We start from the raw sequence: 17,165 nt of genomic DNA, 5'->3' as shown, positions 1-17,165 counted from the left end.
CAATGTGGTAGCGGGCTTGCTCGCGAAGGCGTCCTTTCAGTCAACCAACAGCCTTAAGCAGGAATGGCCTTGGCCTTGGGCTCCCGGTCCCAAACCCGATGCTGCCCGATCGCCGCAAAGAATGGCTTGGTCAGCGCGCTAACATCCTTGCCCTCCAGCAATCCGGCATCCGCCTCCAGCTTCAGCACGTCCAGCAACTGTTTGGCCTCGCCATGCAGCGCGATTGCCTTCAAGTGTTTGTACGCCTCCAGCAGGTAGTGCAACGCCACGCCGTCACCGCTCAACGCCTTGATCGACGCCGCGCCACCCGGCACGAATACCGCATCAAATGCAATCGATGGCATGCCTTCCATCGATGCATCCACCGCCAGGGTTTTGCCATCGGCGGTCTTCACTGGCGCCGAAGTCGGGCCAAGCAGCTTGGCGTGCGCACCTTCTGCCGCCAGCGCCTTCTTCATCGCATCAATCGCCGCACCATCGACACCGTTGGCCGCAAGGATCGCGACTTTCCGTGTCTTGATGTTTTCCGGCAACAGGTTGGCCTGACTCAACGCTGGCGAGCGATCCAGTGAAGTTTTCGGCACGTCCACGGTACCTTTGCCTGGCGCCGGCAGACCCAGGTTGGCCGCCACGCGTTTGGCCAGTTCCAGGTCGATGTTGGCGAGAATCTCGTTCACTTCCCGCGCCCGGATGAATTCACGCTCAACCTTGCCCAGCTCGAAGCTGTAGGCAGCGATGATGTGCTCTTTCTCGTGCGGGCTCATGCTGTTGAAGAACAGCCGAGCCTGGGAGAAGTGATCGCTGAACGACTCGCTGCGCTGACGGATCTTGTGCGCGTCGATCCGCTCCGGATAGCTTTCGAACCCGCCGTCCTGCGCCGCCGGTGGCGTTTCTTTCGGCCAGCCACCATCGATGGAGTTCGGTTCGTAAGAGGCGCGGCCCTTGTCGATCACCGTACGGTGCTGGGCATCGCGTTGGCCGTTGTGGAATGGCGCGACCGGGCGATTGATCGGCAGCTCATGAAAGTTCGGCCCGCCAAGTCGGCTGATTTGCGTATCGGTGTAGGAAAACAGCCGACCTTGCAGCAGCGGGTCATTGGAGAAGTCGATCCCCGGCACGATATGGCCGGGGCAGAACGCGACCTGTTCAGTCTCGGCGAAGAAGTTGTCCGGGTTGCGATTGAGGGTCATCTTGCCCAGCGGCGTGATCGGGACGATTTCCTCGGGGATCAGTTTGGTCGGGTCGAGGATGTCGAAATCGAAGTCGTGTTCGTTTTCCTCCTCGATGATCTGTACGCCAAGTTCCCATTCCGGGTAATCACCCATCTCGATGGCTTCCCAGAGATCGCGCCGGTGGTAGTCGGTGTCTTTACCCGCAAGCTTTTGCGCCTCGTCCCACACCAGCGAACAGGTACCGGCGGTAGGGCGCCAGTGGAATTTGACGAAGCGCGATTTGCCCTCGGCGTTGATCAGGCGGAAGGTGTGCACACCGAAGCCCTGCATGCTGCGCAGGCTTTTCGGGATGGCCCGGTCGGACATGGCCCAGATCACCATGTGCGCCGATTCCGGCACCAGCGACACGAAATCCCAGAAGGTGTCGTGCGCGGAGCCGCCGGTGGGTATTTCGTTGTGCGGTTCGGGTTTTACCGCGTGGACGAAGTCGGGAAACTTGATCGCGTCCTGAATGAAAAATACCGGCATGTTATTGCCGACCAGATCGAAGTTGCCTTCGTCGGTGAAGAACTTCACGGCAAAACCACGCACGTCACGCACGGTGTCGCCGGAACCGCGTGGCCCCTGCACCGTGGAAAAACGCACGAACACCGGGGTTTTCTTTCCCGGATCCTGCAGGAAACCGGCCTTGGTCAGCGCCGAATGGTTCTCGTAGCTCTGAAAGAAACCATGGGCGCCGGTGCCGCGGGCGTGGACGATGCGCTCGGGAATCCGCTCATGGTCAAAGTGCGTGATCTTTTCACGCATGATGAAGTCTTCCAGCAGCGACGGCCCGCGAGCGCCGGCCTTCAGCGTGTTCTGGTTGTCTGCGACCTTCACGCCCTGATTGGTGCGCAGGGCCTGGCCGGTGGCGTCGGAGCGAAATTTTTCAAGACTGTCGAGTTTGGCGTTGGTGTTGGCGCGATCCAGAGTATCGGTTCCGGCCAGCTCACTTTTGGAAGGGACAGGTTTTTTGCTGCTCATCAGACGTAAACTCCTCGTTTGACCCCGGTGCTGCCGAGGCTCTTGAGTGGTTTCCGGACACGGCGCCCGGAGTTTCAAGTCGCTTAACTAGTGACTGATGAGGTTTTTGGGCGTTCCTTTTTTATGACCTTTGATCGCGTTATTGCCAAATGACAGGTTGAATGCGGAATAAATGCTAATAACCTCTATACGGACAGGCTAAAATGCGCGCCCGGCTAACCGCTGATCCTTTTCCAACGCGCCCCACAAGGTTCGCTACGTGATCGAGTTTCAAAACGTTCATAAGACTTACCGCGTCGCCGGTAAGGACATCACCGCGCTGCACCCGACCAGCTTCTCCATCGAGAACGGTCAGGTTTTCGGCCTGATTGGCCATTCCGGTGCGGGAAAAAGTACCCTGCTGCGTCTGATCAATCGCCTGGAGCAATCCAGTGGCGGCAAGATCATCGTCGACGGCGAAGAAGTCACCGCGCTGGACGCCAAAGGCCTGCGCCGTTTCCGTCAGCAGGTCGGGATGATCTTCCAGCACTTCAACCTGCTGGCGTCCAAGACCGTGGCCGACAACGTCGCGCTGCCGCTGACCCTGGCCGGTGAACTGTCCCGTGCCGAGATCGATCAGCGTGTGGCCGAGTTGCTGGCGCGGGTCGGTCTGTCCGATCACGCCAAAAAGTATCCGGCACAGCTTTCCGGTGGCCAGAAGCAGCGCGTCGGCATCGCACGCGCGCTCGCGACCAAACCGAAGATCCTGCTGTGCGACGAAGCCACCAGCGCTCTTGACCCGCAGACCACGGCGTCGGTCCTGCAACTGCTGGCCGAGATCAACCGCGAGCTGAAGCTGACCATCGTCCTGATCACCCACGAGATGGATGTGATCCGCCGCGTGTGCGATCAGGTCGGCGTGATGGATGCCGGTGTGATTGTCGAGCAAGGTTCGGTGGCCGATGTGTTCCTGCATCCGAAGCACCCGACCACCAAGCGTTTCGTGCAGGAAGACGAACAGATCGACGAAAGCGAGCAACGCGATGACTTCGCTCATGTGCCGGGCCGCATCGTGCGTCTGACCTTCCAGGGCGAAGCGACCTACGCGCCGTTGCTCGGTACCGTCGCCCGGGAAACCGGTGTGGACTACAGCATCCTGGCCGGTCGCATCGACCGCATCAAAGACATTCCCTACGGGCAATTGACCCTCGCCGTCACCGGTGGCGACATGGAAGCGGCGTTCGCCCGCTTCACCGCCGCTGACGTTCACATGGAGGTGTTGCGCTAATGGAAGACCTGATGAGTTTCTTCACCAATATCGACTGGTACGAAATCTGGCTCGCCACCGGCGACACCATGATGATGCTCGGCGGTTCGCTGCTGTTCACCGTGCTGCTCGGCTTGCCGCTGGGCGTGTTGCTGTTTCTGTGCAGCCCACGTCAGTTGCTCGAAGCCAAAGGCGTGTACGCCTTGCTGTCGCTGGTGGTGAACATCCTGCGTTCGCTGCCGTTCATTATTCTGCTGATTGTGATGATCCCGTTCACCGTGCTGATCACCGGCACCTCGCTGGGCGTGGCCGGTGCGATTCCGCCGCTGGTGGTGGGTGCGACGCCGTTCTTCGCGCGGCTGGTGGAAACCGCGTTGCGTGAAGTCGATCGCGGCATCATCGAAGCGACCCAGTCGATGGGCGCGACCACTCGCCAGATCATCATGAACGCCTTGCTGCCGGAGGCCCGCCCAGGCATCTTCGCAGCGATTACGGTGACGGCGATTACACTGGTTTCCTACACGGCGATGGCCGGTGTGGTCGGTGCCGGTGGCCTGGGTGACCTGGCGATCCGTTTCGGCTACCAGCGGTTCCAGACCGACGTGATGATTGTCACCGTGGTATTGCTGCTGATTCTGGTGCAAGTGCTGCAAATGGTAGGCGACCGACTGGTCGTGCACTTCTCGCGCAAATAACCGGTTTTGTAATGACATGAGCCGGCCATTCGCTGGCAGGCGCCAGACGGGCGCCGTAAAAAGGAGTTAGCTGAATGAAAAAACTGATCGTTGCCCTGGCTGCCGTCGCAGCGTTCTCGGCCCATGCCGAGCAAACCCTGACCGTTGCCGCCACCCCGGTGCCGCACGCGGAAATCCTCGAATTCGTGAAGCCGGTACTGGCCAAAGAAGGCGTGGATCTGAAGGTCAAGGTCTTCACCGACTACGTTCAGCCGAACGTCCAGGTGGCCGAAAAGCGTCTGGACGCCAACTTCTTCCAGCACCAGCCGTACCTCGATGAGTTCAACAAGGCCAAGGGCACCAGCCTGGTGTCCGTGACCGGCGTGCACCTGGAACCACTGGGCGCCTACTCCAGCAAGATCAAGAAAATCGAAGAGCTGCCAAGCGGCGCCAACGTGGTCATCCCGAACGACGCCACCAACGGCGGCCGTGCGCTGTTGCTGCTGGCCAAGGCCGGTGTGATCACCCTGAAGGATCCGACCAACATCCTGTCGACCGTCAAGGACATCGCCCAGAACCCGAAAGACCTGAAGATCCGTGAACTGGAAGCCGCGACCATCCCGCGCGTGCTGACCCAGGTCGACCTGGCGCTGATCAACACCAACTATGCGCTGGAAGCCAAGCTTGATCCGTCCAAGGATGCGCTGGTCATCGAAGGCAGCGACTCGCCTTACGTGAACATCCTGGTGTCCCGTGCGGACAACAAGGACAGCGACGCCATGAAGAAACTGGCCGCTGCGCTGCACAGCCCGGAAGTGAAGAAATTCATTACCGAGAAGTACAAAGGCGCGGTGCTGCCGGCCTTCTGATCTGATCGTGCCCATGCTTTGCGTGGGCATGCATCCCGGACGCTTCGCGTCCGCTAGGACGCAGAGCGTCCCTTGCTGCATTCCCACGCAGAGCGTGGGAACGATCAAAAACGAAAAAGGGGACGCCAGTGGCGTCCCCTTTTCTGTGCGTTCATTTTTACTTGCGGTTGAGCATCACCGGTAACTGCGCCACCAGCTTGGCATTGTTCAACGGCGCACGAATGAACCCGCGCTGCGTACCGTCCGGCCCGATCACCGCCAGATTCCCGCTGTGATCCACCGTGTAATTCGGTTTGCTGGTATCGGCCGGAATGAACGGAATGCTCACCGCATTCGCCACCTTTTGCAGCTCGTCGATCGACTTCGGCGTCAGGCCGACGAACTGGGGATCGAAGTAGCCCAGGTATTGCTTCAACTGTGCAGGGTTGTCGCGGTTCGGGTCGACGCTGACCAGCACGATCTGCAATTTATCCACCGCATCCTTCGGCAGTTCGCTCTTGATCTGGCGCAGTTGGGCGAGGGTGGTCGGGCAGATGTCCGGGCAGAAGGTGTAGCCGAAGAACAACAGGCTCCACTTGCCTTTGAGCTCGTTGACCGTGACCGGTTGGCCGTCCTGATTGGTCATCGTCACGTCCGGCAGGTTGCGGCTCTGCGGCAGCAGGATGATGCCGGCGTCGATCAGTGCGGTCGGGTCGCCCTGGCCCTTGCCGCTCAGCACTTTGTTGACGGTCAGGCCGAGGATCAGCGCGATCACGGCGACGAGGATGAAGACGGTTTTCTGGGTTCGAGTCATAGGTTCAACAGTAGGTAGTGGTCTACGAGCAGGGCGATGAACAGCAGAAACAGGTACCAGATAGAGTACTTGAAGGTGTTGATCGCCGCGTGCGGCCGAGTGCCACGGTACAGCACCACGGCCCATTGCAGAAACCTCGCGCCCAGACCGAGCGCACAGATCAGGTACAGCAGGCCGCTCATGTGGATCACATATGGCAGCAGGCTCACCGCCAGCAGGGCGAAGGTGTACAGCAGAATGTGCACCTTGGTGTAGTGCTCGCCGTGGGTGACCGGCAACATTGGAATGTCGGCCTTGGCGTATTCCTCCTTGCGGTGGATGGCCAGCGCCCAGAAGTGCGGCGGGGTCCAGGCGAAGATGATCAGCACCAGCAGCAACGGTTCGGCACCGATGTGGCCGGTGGCAGCGGTCCAGCCGAGCAGCGGCGGGGCGGCACCGGCGAGGCCGCCGATGACGATGTTCTGCGGCGTCGCGCGTTTGAGGAAACCGGTGTAGATCACCGCGTAGCCGAGCAGCGAGGCCAGTGTCAGCCAGGCGGTCAAAGGATTGGTGAAGGTCAGTAGCAAGGCCTGACCGAGCAACGCCAGCACCAGCGCAAAGGTCAGTGCCGCGGTGGGCGAAACCCTGCCTTCTGCCAACGGGCGTTTATGGGTGCGCGCCATGACGGCATCGATGCGCCGATCCACCACATGATTGACCGCCGCCGCGCCCCCGGCACACAACGCGATCCCCAGGTTGCCGAACACCAGCACCGTCCACGGCACCCCGGCGCGGGTCGCGAGGAACATGCCCACCAGCGAGGTGATCAGCATCAGCACCACGACTTTCGGTTTGGTCAGCTCCAGGTAATCGCGCCACAGCGCCTGCGCCGGACGTTCGCCGATCAGAATCGCCATGGCGTCTCTCCTTTAATAGTGATGGGCGCCGCCGAGTGTTTGCGCGGGCTCAGGCGCCAGCGCGCGATCATCGGCTGCTTGACCCGAACCAGGCTGGTCCGCGCGTGATAGTTGACCAGCACCATCGTCAGCAGCAACGCTGCACCGCCGGCGTTATGCGCCACGGCCACCGGCAGCGGCAGATGGAACAGCACGTTGCTGATGCCGAGGGTGATCTGCGCGGCGAGGGCGATCAGTACCAGCCCGGCCAGTCGCGTCATGCCGACCACTTTCAGCTGCCAGGCCAGACCGAGCAGCACGACTGTCACCAGCAACGCGCCGATGCGGTGGGTCAGGTGAATCGCCGTGCGTGCATCGCTGTCGAGTTGCCCGCCGAGGTAATTGGGGCCGATGTGTTGGGTCAGGTGAAAGCCGTTGGCGAAATCCGCCGGCGGCAGCCATTGGCCGTGACAGGTCGGGAAGTCGATGCAGGCCACTGCCGCGTAGTTGGAACTGACCCAGCCACCGAGGGCGATCTGGCCGATCACCAATAACAGTCCGGCGGTAGCCCAGTATTGCAAACGCTTGGGCACGGTCAGCGCCGGCAGCACACCGGACAGTCGCAAGGTCAGCAGAAACAGCAGGCTCAAGGTCGCGAAACCGCCCAGCAAATGCCCGGTCACCACCTGCGGCCAGAGCTTGAGCGTCACCGTCCACATGCCGAACGCCGCCTGGGCGAACACCACCGCCAGCAGAAACAGCGGCAGTTTCAGCGGTTGCCCCGGATGACGACGATTGACCCACGCCCGCCCGGCCAGAATCGAGATCAACATGCCGAGGGTGCCGGCGAAATAGCGGTGGATCATCTCGTTCCAGCCCTTGTGCGCCTCCACCGGTGAGTCGGGGTAGTGCAGTTCGGCATGGGCCAGTTGGGCTTCGCTCTTCGGCACGCTGATGAAGCCGTAGCAGCCCGGCCAGTCAGGGCAGCCGAGGCCGGCATGAGTCAGGCGGGTGTAGGCGCCGAGCAGCACCACGATCAGTGCCAGCAGCGTGGCAAACAGCGCGAGGCGAAATCCAGGTTTGGCCATGACGATGCCCTTATCCGATGTTCGACAGTTTCAGCAGGTGGCGCAGGTCGTTGAGCAGATCCTTGCCTTTGACGCTCGGGTCGTAGCGCAGCACGAGGTTGCCGTGGGGATCGATGATCCACAGTTGCGGCGTGGCCTTGTCGCCCGTGGCCTTGCTGAAAGTCGCTGCGTCCAGCGGGTAACGTTGCAGCTGCGGGTATTCGCGGGTCAGCTTGGCTTCATAGTCGGCGCCCAGCGGTTGCGCAGCAGCGAGTGCATGGCTGGCGCGCCCGGCTTCACGGCCCAGGCCGATCTGGATCTGGCGCGCCAGGTACACCAGTTGCTGACAGTCCACCGCGCAATCCTTCGGCGCGGTGACCAGCATCTGCCAGCGCGTTTCGTCGGACTGGATGCCGAGGTCGGCGCGGGTCTGGCCGTTGCCGATCAGTTCGCCGTGATAGCTGCGACCTTCCGGCACCCAGAACTGCAGCTTGTACATGCCGGTGGCGAGGATCATCGGACCGACCACACCGAGCACGATCAGCAGCAGCTGGATGCGTCCGCGACGGCGACTGGCCGGGGCTTTCGTTTCAGACATGCTGGGTGGATTCATGGCCGCTCCCATGGTGTTTCTCCTTTGCGTTGTGCCAGCCGAGATAGAGGTAGAGACCGAGCAGGGCGGTGGCCATGGCGAACCACTGCACGGCGTAACCAAGGTGTTTTTCCGGGCCCATTGCGACCACCGGCCAGTCAGCCTGATAGCTGGCCGGGCCGGGTTCGGCACGTAATTCGTAGGCGAAGCCGTCGCGTTCGAGGGTTTTCCACAGCTTGGCGGGTTCGATGGCGGTGACGGTTTGCGGCCAGATGCTGCTGACCGGATCGGCATGCAGCTGGAAGGTGGCGCCGGGGGCGACATACACCCAGGCATCGACATTCACGGCGTCAGCCGGCGTGTTGAATTGCGGGGCCGTGCGCCGGTCCGGCCACGGCAGCCAGCCGCGATTGACCAGCAGCCACTGACCGCTGCGTTGATCCTGGAACGGTTGCAGCAGTTCGACGCCGACCTTGCCGTTGCGCTGACGGTTATCCAGCAACAGGCTGTGGGCGGCATCGAACTGGCCGTGCAGATGCACCCGGCGAAAGGCCGGATCAGCGCTGTGCAGCAACTCGGTGCTGGCCATCGGTTCGGCGGCGCGGCGTTCGGCGTAGCTGGCGAGCAGGGCGGTTTTTTCCGCGCCCCGGCCCAGTTGCCAGAAGCCCAGCGAAACCAGCAACGGCAGCAGCAGGCCGACCACCAGTGTCGGCACGACGCCCGGCCGGAAGCGCTTCATGGTTGCGCCGGAAAATCAGTGAGTGCGATCGCTATACTCAAGTGCATCGCTTGTTCCCCCGGAGTTCTTCCCATGCTCAAAGCAGCCATCGTCCTGATGCTGATTGCCACGGTGGTCAGCCTGTTCAGCGGCCTGTTTTTCCTGGTCAAGGACGACAGCAGCTCGAATCGCCTGGTGATCGCCTTGAGTGTTCGGGTGACGTTGGCCGCCGTCACCGTCGGCCTGATCGCCTGGGGTTTCTACAGCGGCCAACTGGTGTCGCACGCGCCTTGGTAGGTTGATCCTCAGAGCACGTAAACGAAGATGAACAAGCCGATCCACACCACATCGACGAAGTGCCAGTACCAGCTCGCTGCTTCAAAGCCGAACTGATGTTCGTTGTCGAAGTGGCCCTTCATGATGCGCATCAGCATCACGAACAGAATGATCGTGCCAATGGTCACGTGGGCGCCGTGGAAACCGGTGAGCATGAAGAACGTCGCGCCGTAGATGCCCGAGCCTAGCGTCAGCCCCAGTTCGTGGTAGGCGTGGATGTATTCCTCGGCCTGGAAGCCGAGGAACGCGCAACCCAGCAGCACGGTGATCGCCAGCCACAGTTTCAGCGCGCCGCGATGACCTTTCTTCAGCGCGTGGTGGGCGATGGTGATGGTCACGCTGGAGCTCACCAGCAGAATGGTGTTGATCAGCGGCAGGCCCCAGGGGCTGATGACTTCCTTGGGCGGCGGGAACAGTTTCGGATCCGGCGTGTGCAGCAGCGGCCAGGTGAACTGAAAGTTTGGCCAGAGCATGTGGGCGATGCCTTTGGTGCCTTCGCCGCCCAGTGCCGGGCCGGAGACGTGCCGCACATAGAACAGCGCGCCGAAGAAGGCGATGAAGAACATCACCTCGGAGAAGATGAACCAGCTCATGCCCCAGCGGAACGAGCGGTCCAGCTGCGGGCTGTACAACCCCGCTCGGCTTTCCTTGATCACCGCGCCGAACCAGCCGAACAGCATGTACGCCAGCAATAGCCCACCGACGAAAAAGATCAGCGGGCCGTGGGATTCCGGACGCGCTGCCTTCAGATCGTTGAACCAGGTCGCCAGACCGTACACGGTGACGAACATCCCCACCGTGGCCACGATCGGCCACTTGCTCTGGGCCGGGACGTAATAGTGCTCATGAGTTGCCATTTATTGTTCTCCTTATCGGGCACGCTTAACCGCCAGTGTTTGCAGCCACCGGAGGATGTCGGGCGGTGATATCGAACAGCGTGTAGGACAGCGTCAGGTGCTTCACGTCCTTGGGCATGTCGCGGTCAACGATGAAACGCACCGGCATCTCGATCTGCTGACCGGGCTGCAGCACCTGCTGGGTAAAGCAAAAGCATTCGGTCTTGTGGAAATACGCCGCCGCATTGCTCGGCGCGATGCTCGGCACCGCTTGCGCGCTCATCGGTTTGTCGGTCGGGTTGCGGGCGATGAAGATCATCTCGTTCACCGCGCCGGGGTTGGCTGTGAGTTCGTCATGCTTGGGATAGAAATCCCACGGCATGTCGGCGGTGTTGGTCGACAGAAACTGCACCCGGACCTGCCGCGAAGCATCGACGGTCTGCTCGCCCTCGTACTGCCCGGCGGTCTTGCCGTTGATACCGAACGCCTTGCACATCACGTCGTAGATCGGCACCAGGGCAAAGCCGAAGACGAACATCGCCACCACCACGCCGAGCAGTCGGGTGACCAGCTTCTTCATCGAAATCGAGTCAGCCATGGTGGCGGCCCTCAACGGCTACAGGGTTCATTTCACTTCCGGCGGTGTGGTGAAGGTGTGATACGGCGCTGGTGACGGCACGCTCCATTCCAGACCTTCGGCGCCATCCCACGGTTTGGCCGGAGCCGGTTCGCCGCCACGGATGGTTTTGATCACGATGAACAGGAAGAAGATCTGCGTGGCGCCGAACATGAACGCGCCGATCGACGACACCATGTTGAAGTCGGCGAACTGCAGGTTGTAGTCCGGAATCCGCCGGGGCATGCCCGCCAGGCCGACGAAGTGCATCGGGAAAAACGTCAGGTTCATGCCGACAAAGGACAGCCAGAAGTGCAGCTTGCCCAGGGTTTCGTCGTACATGTGGCCGGTCCATTTCGGCAGCCAGTAATAGGCGGAGGCGAAGATCCCGAAGATCGCTCCCGGCACCAGTACGTAGTGGAAGTGCGCGACCACGAAGTAGGTGTCCTGGTACTGGAAGTCCGCCGGGGCGATGGCCAGCATCAGCCCGGAGAAACCGCCGATGGAGAACAGGATCACGAACGCCACGGCGAACAGCATCGGCGTCTCGAAGGTCATCGAACCCTGCCACATGGTGCTGGCCCAGTTGAACACCTTCACCCCGGTCGGCACCGCAATCAGCATCGTCGCGTACATGAAGAACAACTCGCCCACCAGCGGAATGCCCACCACGAACATGTGGTGCGCCCAGACGATGAACGACAGAAACGCGATGCTCGCCGTGGCGTAGACCATCGAGGTGTAGCCGAACAGCGGCTTGCGCGAGAAAGTCGGGATGATCTGGCTGACGGCGCCGAAGGCCGGCAGGATCATGATGTACACCTCGGGGTGGCCGAAGAACCAGAACACATGCTGGAACAGCACCGGATCACCGCCACCGGCGGCACTGAAGAAGCTGGTGCCGAAGTGGATGTCCATCAGCATCATCGTCACGCACCCGGCCAGCACCGGCATCACCGCGATCAGCAGGAACGCGGTGATCAGCCAGGTCCAGACGAACAGCGGCATTTTCATCAGGGTCATGCCGGGGGCGCGCAGGTTGAGGATGGTGGCGATCACGTTAATCGCGCCCATGATCGAACTGATCCCCATCAGGTGGATGGCGAAGATGAAGAACGTCACGCTTTCCGGCGCGTAGGTGGTGGAAAGGGGGGCATAGAACGTCCAGCCGAAGTTCGGCCCGCCACCGGGGGTGAACAGGGTCGAGACCAGCAGCAGGAACGCCGCCGGCAGCAGCCAGAAGCTGAAGTTGTTCATCCGCGGCAGGGCCATGTCCGGCGCGCCGATCATCAATGGGATCATCCAGTTGGCGAGACCGACGAACGCCGGCATCACCGCACCGAACACCATGACCAGGCCATGCATGGTGGTCATCTGGTTGAAGAACGCCGGCTCGACTATCTGCAGGCCGGGCTGGAACAGCTCGGCGCGGATCACCATGGCGAACGAGCCGCCGAGCAGGAACATGCAGAACGCAAACCACAGGTACAGCGTGCCGATGTCCTTGTGGTTGGTGGTCAGCACCCAGCGCATCAGGCCTTTGGCGGGGCCGTGTGCGTGGTCGTGGTCGGCATGACCGTGGTCATCGATGACAGCGCTCATGGCCGGTCTCCTTCATGTGAGTGGACTGGGCAGGCCGGGGCGCAGGGCTCCGACCGGTTCACGAAGTACGCAATAGACCGGCTCATTTGCTTTCCGCCTGTTTCAGCTCCAGCACTTCTTTTGGCGTGACCATGTCGCCCTTGTTGTTGCCCCAGGCGTTACGTTCGTAGGTCACGACCGCTGCGATATCGACTTCCGAGAGTTGCTTGCCGAACGCCGCCATGGCGGTGCCGGGCTTGCCGTGGAAGACAATGCTCAGGTGCGCCTCTTTCGGACCGGTGGCGATTTTCGAGCCCTTGAGCGCAGGGAACATCGGAGGCAGGCCCTGGCCTTCAGCCTGGTGACAGGCGACGCAGGTGGTGTGGTAGATCTTGTCGCCACGTTCCTTGAGCTCGTCGAGGGTCCATTCCTTGCTGGTCAGCTCCTTGAGCTGCATCGCTTCGGCCTTGCGTTCGGCGAGCCATTTGTCGTAATCGGCCTTGTCTTTGACGTCGACCACGATCGGCATGAAGCCGTGATCCTTGCCGCACAGCTCGGCGCACTGGCCTCGGTAAATGCCGGGCTTGTCGATGCGGGTCCAGGCTTCGTTGACGAATCCGGGAATCGCATCGCGCTTGACCGCGAAGGCCGGCACCCACCAGGAGTGGATCACGTCAGCGGAGGTCACGAGGAAGCGCACCTTGGCGCCAGTCGGCAGCACCAGCGGCTTGTCGACCTCAAGCAGGTAATGCTCGCCCTTGGCTTCCTTGTTGTGGATCTGTTCGGCGGGCGTGGCCAGGTTGCTGAAGAACTCGACGTCCTGGCCCAGGTATTTGTAGTGCCACTTCCACTGATAGCCGGTGATCTGGATATCGATATCCGGCTCACTGGTGTCGTACATCTTGATCAGGGTCGCGGTCGCCGGAACGGCCATCGCCACCAGGATCAGCAGCGGGACGACGGTCCAGAGAATTTCGACGGTGGTGCTTTCGTGGAATTTTGCGGCGACCTGCCCGGTAGAACGGCGGTGCACCATCATCGACCAGAACATGGCGCCGAAGACGATGATCCCGATTACCACACAGATCCAGAAAATGGTCATGTGCAGGTCGAATACTGCGTGACTGATTTCAGTCGCTCCAGGCGCCATATTCACAGTCCAGGCAGCTTGCGCCGGGCTGAAAATCGACCACAACAGGAGGCCCATCCAGACGTGTGGATGTCGCATCATTGCGGGTTCCCCTTATCGTTCTTGTTATCCCGCCGGCTTTCACCAGAGGCAAGGGAGCGGCTGCATCAGACTACGAACTTGAATCGCCGGGCCTTGCTGCGTGGGCAGTCGGGCGTCATCAGCTAACTCCATTCATTGGCGAGTATAGACAGCCGCTGAAAAATGCAATGTGCGGACGTAAATCGAATGAAACAGCTGGCACTTGCGTTCAAGGGCACGGATGGAGAAGGATGCAGACGAGTGGTGGCAAACCGATATAACGCCGGTGCATCAAGGATGAAATAATTATGACAAATGCGTCTTAGCATTTTTCGTAAGCCAGCTAAGTTATGTCTTCCCTATTTCATTGCCTTGTTTCCTGGAGTTTTCATGAACACCGCCGCATTGCGCGAGCAAATACATATAGCCCGACAACACGAGATTGAAACCGGAAAGCTGACCCGTCAGCTGGAAGCCCAACTGCAACACCTGCATCCGGCCATCCAGTTGCCGGAAACCGACGCCAACGGCGTGCTGACGCGTTTTGTCGCCGCCTACATCGACGAAGTGCCAGACCTGCTGGATGCAGCCAATGAAGTCGCCAGGGAAGCGGGAATCGAGTCGCAGATCAAACCGGTGCTGAAAATCGCCGAACAGTACTTCATCCAGCCGCCCGTGGGCCTGGACAGTCTGCTGGACGAGGCCTATCTGGCACACCGTTTTGTCGAAGAGGTCAACGACCTGTACATCAAGCATTTCGGCCAGCCACTGATCCCATTGGACATGACGGTCGCCAATCTGATTGCTCACCAGTTGATCGGTGAGGAGTTTGCCAACCAACTCGACGAAGTGGTGCATCACGCAGTGGACAGCATGCTCGACGACGACAGCTTTGCGCTGGAGTCGGTGGAAGCCTACCGCGAGAAACTCAGCAGCCCGGACACCGGCGCGGCGTGGAAACGCTGGCCGTGCATGAGCCGCCGTCTGGGCGTGGGCCTGGAGCTGGATCAGCCTGCGGCTTGATCTCTGCGCAAACGATTGGGGGAACAGATTGCTCTGTTCCCCCAAATGTTTTCAGCCCGCCGCACCGATCCCGGTGGTGGTGCGGATCCGTCCCTCAAGCCTGCGTTTCAACCCGCGCGACTCGATCAACAGTTTCGCCCCCTTGGCCACATTCGCCCGGCCCCACTCTTCGAGCAGTTCCAGACACGAATGGTCGATGTAGCTCAGATTGTTGAGCGGCACATGCACCGTCGTGCCCGGCGGAATGCTGCCCAGCACCTGAGTCAGTGCCGGCACTTTGAGGAACGTTGCCGCGCCCACCAGACGCAACTCCATTTCACCTTCCTGCGGCAGATCGATCAGGCTGATTTTCAGGCGCGAGGCCTTGAACGCCAGTTTCACCAGGGTCAGGCCGAAACCGATCAGCACGCCGGTCAACAGGTCAGTGAAGATGATCGCCAGCGCCGTGGCGGCGTAGGTAAACATCGGCATCCGGCCATAGCGGCCCAGACCGCGGAACGCTTTGAGATCCACCAGTTTGAAGCCGGTGTAGACCAGGACGCCCGCCAGACTCGCCACCGGAATGCTCTGCAACAGGCTCGACAGCAACAGCACAAAGGCCAGCAGCCACAGGCCATGAAAAATCGTCGAGTAACGCGTGGTGGCACCGGCCTGGACGTTGGCCGAACTGCGTACGATCACCCCGGTCATCGGCAGTGCGCCGACCAGACCACAGAGCATATTGCCGACGCCTTGTGCCGACAGTTCACGGTCGAAATCCGAACGCGGGCCGCTGTGCATGCGATCCACTGCGGCGGCGGACAGCAGGGTTTCGGCGCTGGCAATGAAGGCCACGGCGAACGCGGCGATCAGCAGCGTCGGGTCAGCCAGACTGAGCAGATCCGCCGGTTTCAGCCAGTCGATGGCTTCGGCCAGATTCGCCGGCACTTCAACACGTTTGACCTGCAACGCCAGCAGCAGACTGGCACCTGTCGCCAGGCCGACACCGAGCAATGCACCCGGAATGAAGCGCAGCGAATGTGGGCGGAATTTCTCCCACAGCCACATCACGGCGATGGTCGACAGCCCGAGCAACCCGGCCTGCCAGCCAACGGACGGCAAGGCCTGCGCCACCGCGCCGGGGAAGGCCGTGAGGTTGTCGAGGCCGGAGGGTTTGGGCGAAGCGTCGAGCATCACATGCACCTGCGAGAGCACGATCAGCACGCCAATCCCGGCAAGCATGCCGTATACCACCGCTGGCGCCGTGACCCGGAACCAGCAACCGAGTTTCAGGCGTCCCGCTACCAGTTGCAGGAAACCGGCGAGCAGCAGGATCGGCCCGAGCATTTCGATGCCGTGCTGGCGCACCAGCTCGAACACCAGCACCGCCAGACCCGCCGCCGGCCCGCTGACCTGCAACGGCGAACCCGCCAGCCAGCCCACCACCAGACCGCCGATGATCCCGGTGATCAGGCCTTTGGCCGGCGGCAGCCCTGACGCAATGGCAATGCCCATGCACAGTGGCAGGGCGACCAGAAACACAACCACTGAAGCGAGCAGCTCCCGTGGCAATACAGCTTTCAATTGAGCCGCACGCATGGCGATACTCCCGAAGTTTTCTTCAGGCGTGGCGATGCCGGACCGCTGAAACAGCGGCCGGCGTCAAACCACACAGATTTTTAGGAGGATTCAGAAGCGCGCTTTGGGCGTCGCCACCGGGATCGGATGGCTGCCGTCGAGCGGCAGGAAGCAACCCTGATCCGCGTCGTAAGCCTTGATTTCGCTGGTTTCGATGTTGTAGACCCAGCCATGGATGAACAGATGACCGTTCGCCATTCGCGAGGCTACCGAAGGATGGGTACGCAAGTGCTGCAGTTGGGCGATGACGTTCTCCTCGGTGAGGATCGGCATGCTTTCTTTTTCGTCGGTGCAGTTGCAGTTGTCATGCACCATGGTTTTCGCCACTTCGGCGTGGCGCAGCCAGGCTTTGACCGTCGGCATTTTTTCCAGGCTGCCCGGATTGAGCACTGCGCGCATGGCGCCGCAATCGGAATGGCCGCAAATGATGATGTGCTGCACGCCAAGGGCCAGTACCGCGTATTCGATGGCGGTGGAAACGCCGCCGTTCATCTGGCCGTAGGGTGGCACGACGTTGCCGACGTTACGGGTCACGAACAGATCGCCGGGCGAACTCTGGGTAATCAGTTCGGGCACGATGCGCGAGTCGGCGCAGGTGATGAACATCGCCCTTGGCGACTGGGCCGTGGCGAGTTTCTTGAAGAGTTCTTCCTGCTGCGGAAAGACCTCATGATGAAAATGCAAAAAACCGTCAACGATATGCTTCAACGCTGCATCGGCGGATTCCGCCACGGAGGCGGCTGGCGCCGACGCAGCCAACGGCTGATTATCCTTGTCACTCATGATTCATCCTCATTGGCGGATTCGGGGAGTCGTTCCCGTGTATTCCGGTGTGAAGCCAGTGGCTGTTCAGAACATCCGGGCCATCCCGACCCATCAGTCACTCGATGAACAAGGTAACCGCCGAAACTTAACTC

17 protein-coding genes are annotated in these 17,165 nt (G+C 61.1%); 5 read left to right on the top strand and 12 right to left on the bottom strand.

What is annotated here, in order from left to right; genetic code table 11:
- Positions 1 to 53 precede the first annotated feature (53 nt).
- The gene (katE, locus tag CAF79_RS03240) at positions 54 to 2,195 is read right to left on the bottom strand and encodes a catalase HPII (protein WP_085696544.1); all 2,142 of its coding nucleotides are present in this window, start codon (positions 2,193 to 2,195) and stop codon (positions 54 to 56) included.
- Between the two features lie 259 nt (positions 2,196 to 2,454).
- On the opposite strand from katE, the gene CAF79_RS03235 reads away from it, so the two are divergent.
- From CAF79_RS03235 to CAF79_RS03225, 3 genes are all read left to right on the top strand, one after another.
- On the top strand, positions 2,455 to 3,462 hold the full coding sequence (locus CAF79_RS03235) for a methionine ABC transporter ATP-binding protein (protein WP_085696542.1): 1,008 nt from the start codon (positions 2,455 to 2,457) through the stop codon (positions 3,460 to 3,462).
- The gene (locus tag CAF79_RS03230) at positions 3,462 to 4,136 is read left to right on the top strand and encodes a methionine ABC transporter permease (RefSeq protein WP_007953997.1); all 675 of its coding nucleotides are present in this window, start codon (positions 3,462 to 3,464) and stop codon (positions 4,134 to 4,136) included. Before CAF79_RS03235 ends, CAF79_RS03230 begins: the two co-directional genes overlap by 1 nt.
- Before the next feature lie 74 nt (positions 4,137 to 4,210).
- Entirely contained in the window at positions 4,211 to 4,984 is a 774-nt protein-coding gene (locus tag CAF79_RS03225) for a MetQ/NlpA family ABC transporter substrate-binding protein (protein ID WP_085696540.1), read from the top strand.
- 157 nt (positions 4,985 to 5,141) lie between these two features.
- On the opposite strand, the gene CAF79_RS03220 is transcribed toward CAF79_RS03225, so the two are convergent.
- From CAF79_RS03220 to CAF79_RS03200, 5 genes are read right to left on the bottom strand one after another with little or no spacing between them, the layout of a single operon-like run.
- Entirely contained in the window at positions 5,142 to 5,777 is a 636-nt protein-coding gene (locus CAF79_RS03220) for an SCO family protein (protein WP_085696539.1), read from the bottom strand.
- Complete coding sequence (gene cyoE, locus CAF79_RS03215; RefSeq protein ID WP_085696537.1) at positions 5,774 to 6,673, bottom strand: heme o synthase; 900 nt, start codon at positions 6,671 to 6,673, stop codon at positions 5,774 to 5,776. Before cyoE ends, CAF79_RS03220 begins: the two co-directional genes overlap by 4 nt.
- A complete protein-coding gene (locus CAF79_RS03210; RefSeq protein ID WP_085696535.1) occupies positions 6,661 to 7,740 on the bottom strand; it encodes a heme A synthase in 1,080 nt (359 codons plus the stop codon). Before CAF79_RS03210 ends, cyoE begins: the two co-directional genes overlap by 13 nt.
- 10 nt (positions 7,741 to 7,750) lie before the next feature.
- Positions 7,751 to 8,344 carry a hypothetical protein gene (locus CAF79_RS03205; RefSeq protein ID WP_085696939.1) on the bottom strand — a complete coding sequence of 198 codons (594 nt, stop codon included), beginning with the start codon at positions 8,342 to 8,344 and terminating at the stop codon, positions 7,751 to 7,753.
- Positions 8,310 to 9,050 (bottom strand): SURF1 family protein, encoded by a 741-nt coding sequence (locus CAF79_RS03200; protein ID WP_085696534.1) that lies wholly within the window; start codon positions 9,048 to 9,050, stop codon positions 8,310 to 8,312. Before CAF79_RS03200 ends, CAF79_RS03205 begins: the two co-directional genes overlap by 35 nt.
- A gap of 72 nt (positions 9,051 to 9,122) precedes the next feature.
- Between CAF79_RS03200 and CAF79_RS03195 the strand changes: the two genes are divergently transcribed.
- Positions 9,123 to 9,326 (top strand): twin transmembrane helix small protein, encoded by a 204-nt coding sequence (locus tag CAF79_RS03195; protein ID WP_064592503.1) that lies wholly within the window; start codon positions 9,123 to 9,125, stop codon positions 9,324 to 9,326.
- 8 nt (positions 9,327 to 9,334) lie between these two features.
- Here CAF79_RS03195 and CAF79_RS03190 read toward each other — a convergent pair whose 3' ends face one another.
- The 4 genes from CAF79_RS03190 to coxB form a co-directional block, all read right to left on the bottom strand.
- Positions 9,335 to 10,222 carry a cytochrome c oxidase subunit 3 gene (locus tag CAF79_RS03190; RefSeq protein ID WP_085690430.1) on the bottom strand — a complete coding sequence of 296 codons (888 nt, stop codon included), beginning with the start codon at positions 10,220 to 10,222 and terminating at the stop codon, positions 9,335 to 9,337.
- Between the two features lie 25 nt (positions 10,223 to 10,247).
- Positions 10,248 to 10,799, bottom strand: a complete 552-nt coding sequence (locus tag CAF79_RS03185; protein ID WP_011331799.1) for a cytochrome c oxidase assembly protein — start codon at positions 10,797 to 10,799, stop codon at positions 10,248 to 10,250.
- 27 nt (positions 10,800 to 10,826) lie between these two features.
- A complete protein-coding gene (gene ctaD, locus CAF79_RS03180) occupies positions 10,827 to 12,419 on the bottom strand; it encodes a cytochrome c oxidase subunit I (protein ID WP_085696532.1) in 1,593 nt (530 codons plus the stop codon).
- Positions 12,420 to 12,501: 82 nt separating this feature from the next.
- Positions 12,502 to 13,629 carry a cytochrome c oxidase subunit II gene (gene coxB, locus CAF79_RS03175; protein WP_085696530.1) on the bottom strand — a complete coding sequence of 376 codons (1,128 nt, stop codon included), beginning with the start codon at positions 13,627 to 13,629 and terminating at the stop codon, positions 12,502 to 12,504.
- Between the two features lie 369 nt (positions 13,630 to 13,998).
- Here coxB and CAF79_RS03170 point away from each other — a divergent pair, with 369 nt between their 5' ends.
- Positions 13,999 to 14,631: a hypothetical protein gene (locus CAF79_RS03170; protein ID WP_007953981.1), complete on the top strand. Its 633-nt coding sequence runs from the start codon at positions 13,999 to 14,001 to the stop codon at positions 14,629 to 14,631.
- Between the two features lie 51 nt (positions 14,632 to 14,682).
- On the opposite strand, the gene CAF79_RS03165 is transcribed toward CAF79_RS03170, so the two are convergent.
- Both CAF79_RS03165 and CAF79_RS03160 read right to left on the bottom strand, forming a co-directional pair.
- Positions 14,683 to 16,209 carry a SulP family inorganic anion transporter gene (locus CAF79_RS03165; protein WP_085696529.1) on the bottom strand — a complete coding sequence of 509 codons (1,527 nt, stop codon included), beginning with the start codon at positions 16,207 to 16,209 and terminating at the stop codon, positions 14,683 to 14,685.
- Between the two features lie 90 nt (positions 16,210 to 16,299).
- Complete coding sequence (locus CAF79_RS03160) at positions 16,300 to 17,031, bottom strand: carbonic anhydrase (RefSeq protein ID WP_085696528.1); 732 nt, start codon at positions 17,029 to 17,031, stop codon at positions 16,300 to 16,302.
- Positions 17,032 to 17,165 lie beyond the last annotated feature (134 nt).

Origin of the sequence: Pseudomonas sp. B26(2017), assembly GCF_002113045.1 — a bacterium.
GTDB lineage: Bacteria > Pseudomonadota > Gammaproteobacteria > Pseudomonadales > Pseudomonadaceae > Aquipseudomonas.
This window is presented reverse-complemented; position numbering and strand designations above follow the sequence as displayed.

Coding starts and splice junctions, on each gene's coding strand:
- katE (WP_085696544.1), bottom strand. CDS start 2,195: ATGAGCAGCAAAAAACCTGTCCCTTCCAAAAGTGAGCTGGCCGGAACC.
- CAF79_RS03230 (WP_007953997.1), top strand. CDS start 3,462: ATGGAAGACCTGATGAGTTTCTTCACCAATATCGACTGGTACGAAATC.
- CAF79_RS03225 (WP_085696540.1), top strand. CDS start 4,211: ATGAAAAAACTGATCGTTGCCCTGGCTGCCGTCGCAGCGTTCTCGGCC.
- CAF79_RS03220 (WP_085696539.1), bottom strand. CDS start 5,777: ATGACTCGAACCCAGAAAACCGTCTTCATCCTCGTCGCCGTGATCGCG.
- cyoE (WP_085696537.1), bottom strand. CDS start 6,673: ATGGCGATTCTGATCGGCGAACGTCCGGCGCAGGCGCTGTGGCGCGAT.
- CAF79_RS03210 (WP_085696535.1), bottom strand. CDS start 7,740: ATGGCCAAACCTGGATTTCGCCTCGCGCTGTTTGCCACGCTGCTGGCA.
- CAF79_RS03205 (WP_085696939.1), bottom strand. CDS start 8,344: ATGGGAGCGGCCATGAATCCACCCAGCATGTCTGAAACGAAAGCCCCG.
- CAF79_RS03200 (WP_085696534.1), bottom strand. CDS start 9,050: ATGAAGCGCTTCCGGCCGGGCGTCGTGCCGACACTGGTGGTCGGCCTG.
- CAF79_RS03195 (WP_064592503.1), top strand. CDS start 9,123: ATGCTCAAAGCAGCCATCGTCCTGATGCTGATTGCCACGGTGGTCAGC.
- CAF79_RS03190 (WP_085690430.1), bottom strand. CDS start 10,222: ATGGCAACTCATGAGCACTATTACGTCCCGGCCCAGAGCAAGTGGCCG.
- CAF79_RS03185 (WP_011331799.1), bottom strand. CDS start 10,799: ATGGCTGACTCGATTTCGATGAAGAAGCTGGTCACCCGACTGCTCGGC.
- ctaD (WP_085696532.1), bottom strand. CDS start 12,419: ATGAGCGCTGTCATCGATGACCACGGTCATGCCGACCACGACCACGCA.
- coxB (WP_085696530.1), bottom strand. CDS start 13,629: ATGATGCGACATCCACACGTCTGGATGGGCCTCCTGTTGTGGTCGATT.
- CAF79_RS03170 (WP_007953981.1), top strand. CDS start 13,999: ATGAACACCGCCGCATTGCGCGAGCAAATACATATAGCCCGACAACAC.
- CAF79_RS03165 (WP_085696529.1), bottom strand. CDS start 16,209: ATGCGTGCGGCTCAATTGAAAGCTGTATTGCCACGGGAGCTGCTCGCT.
- CAF79_RS03160 (WP_085696528.1), bottom strand. CDS start 17,031: ATGAGTGACAAGGATAATCAGCCGTTGGCTGCGTCGGCGCCAGCCGCC.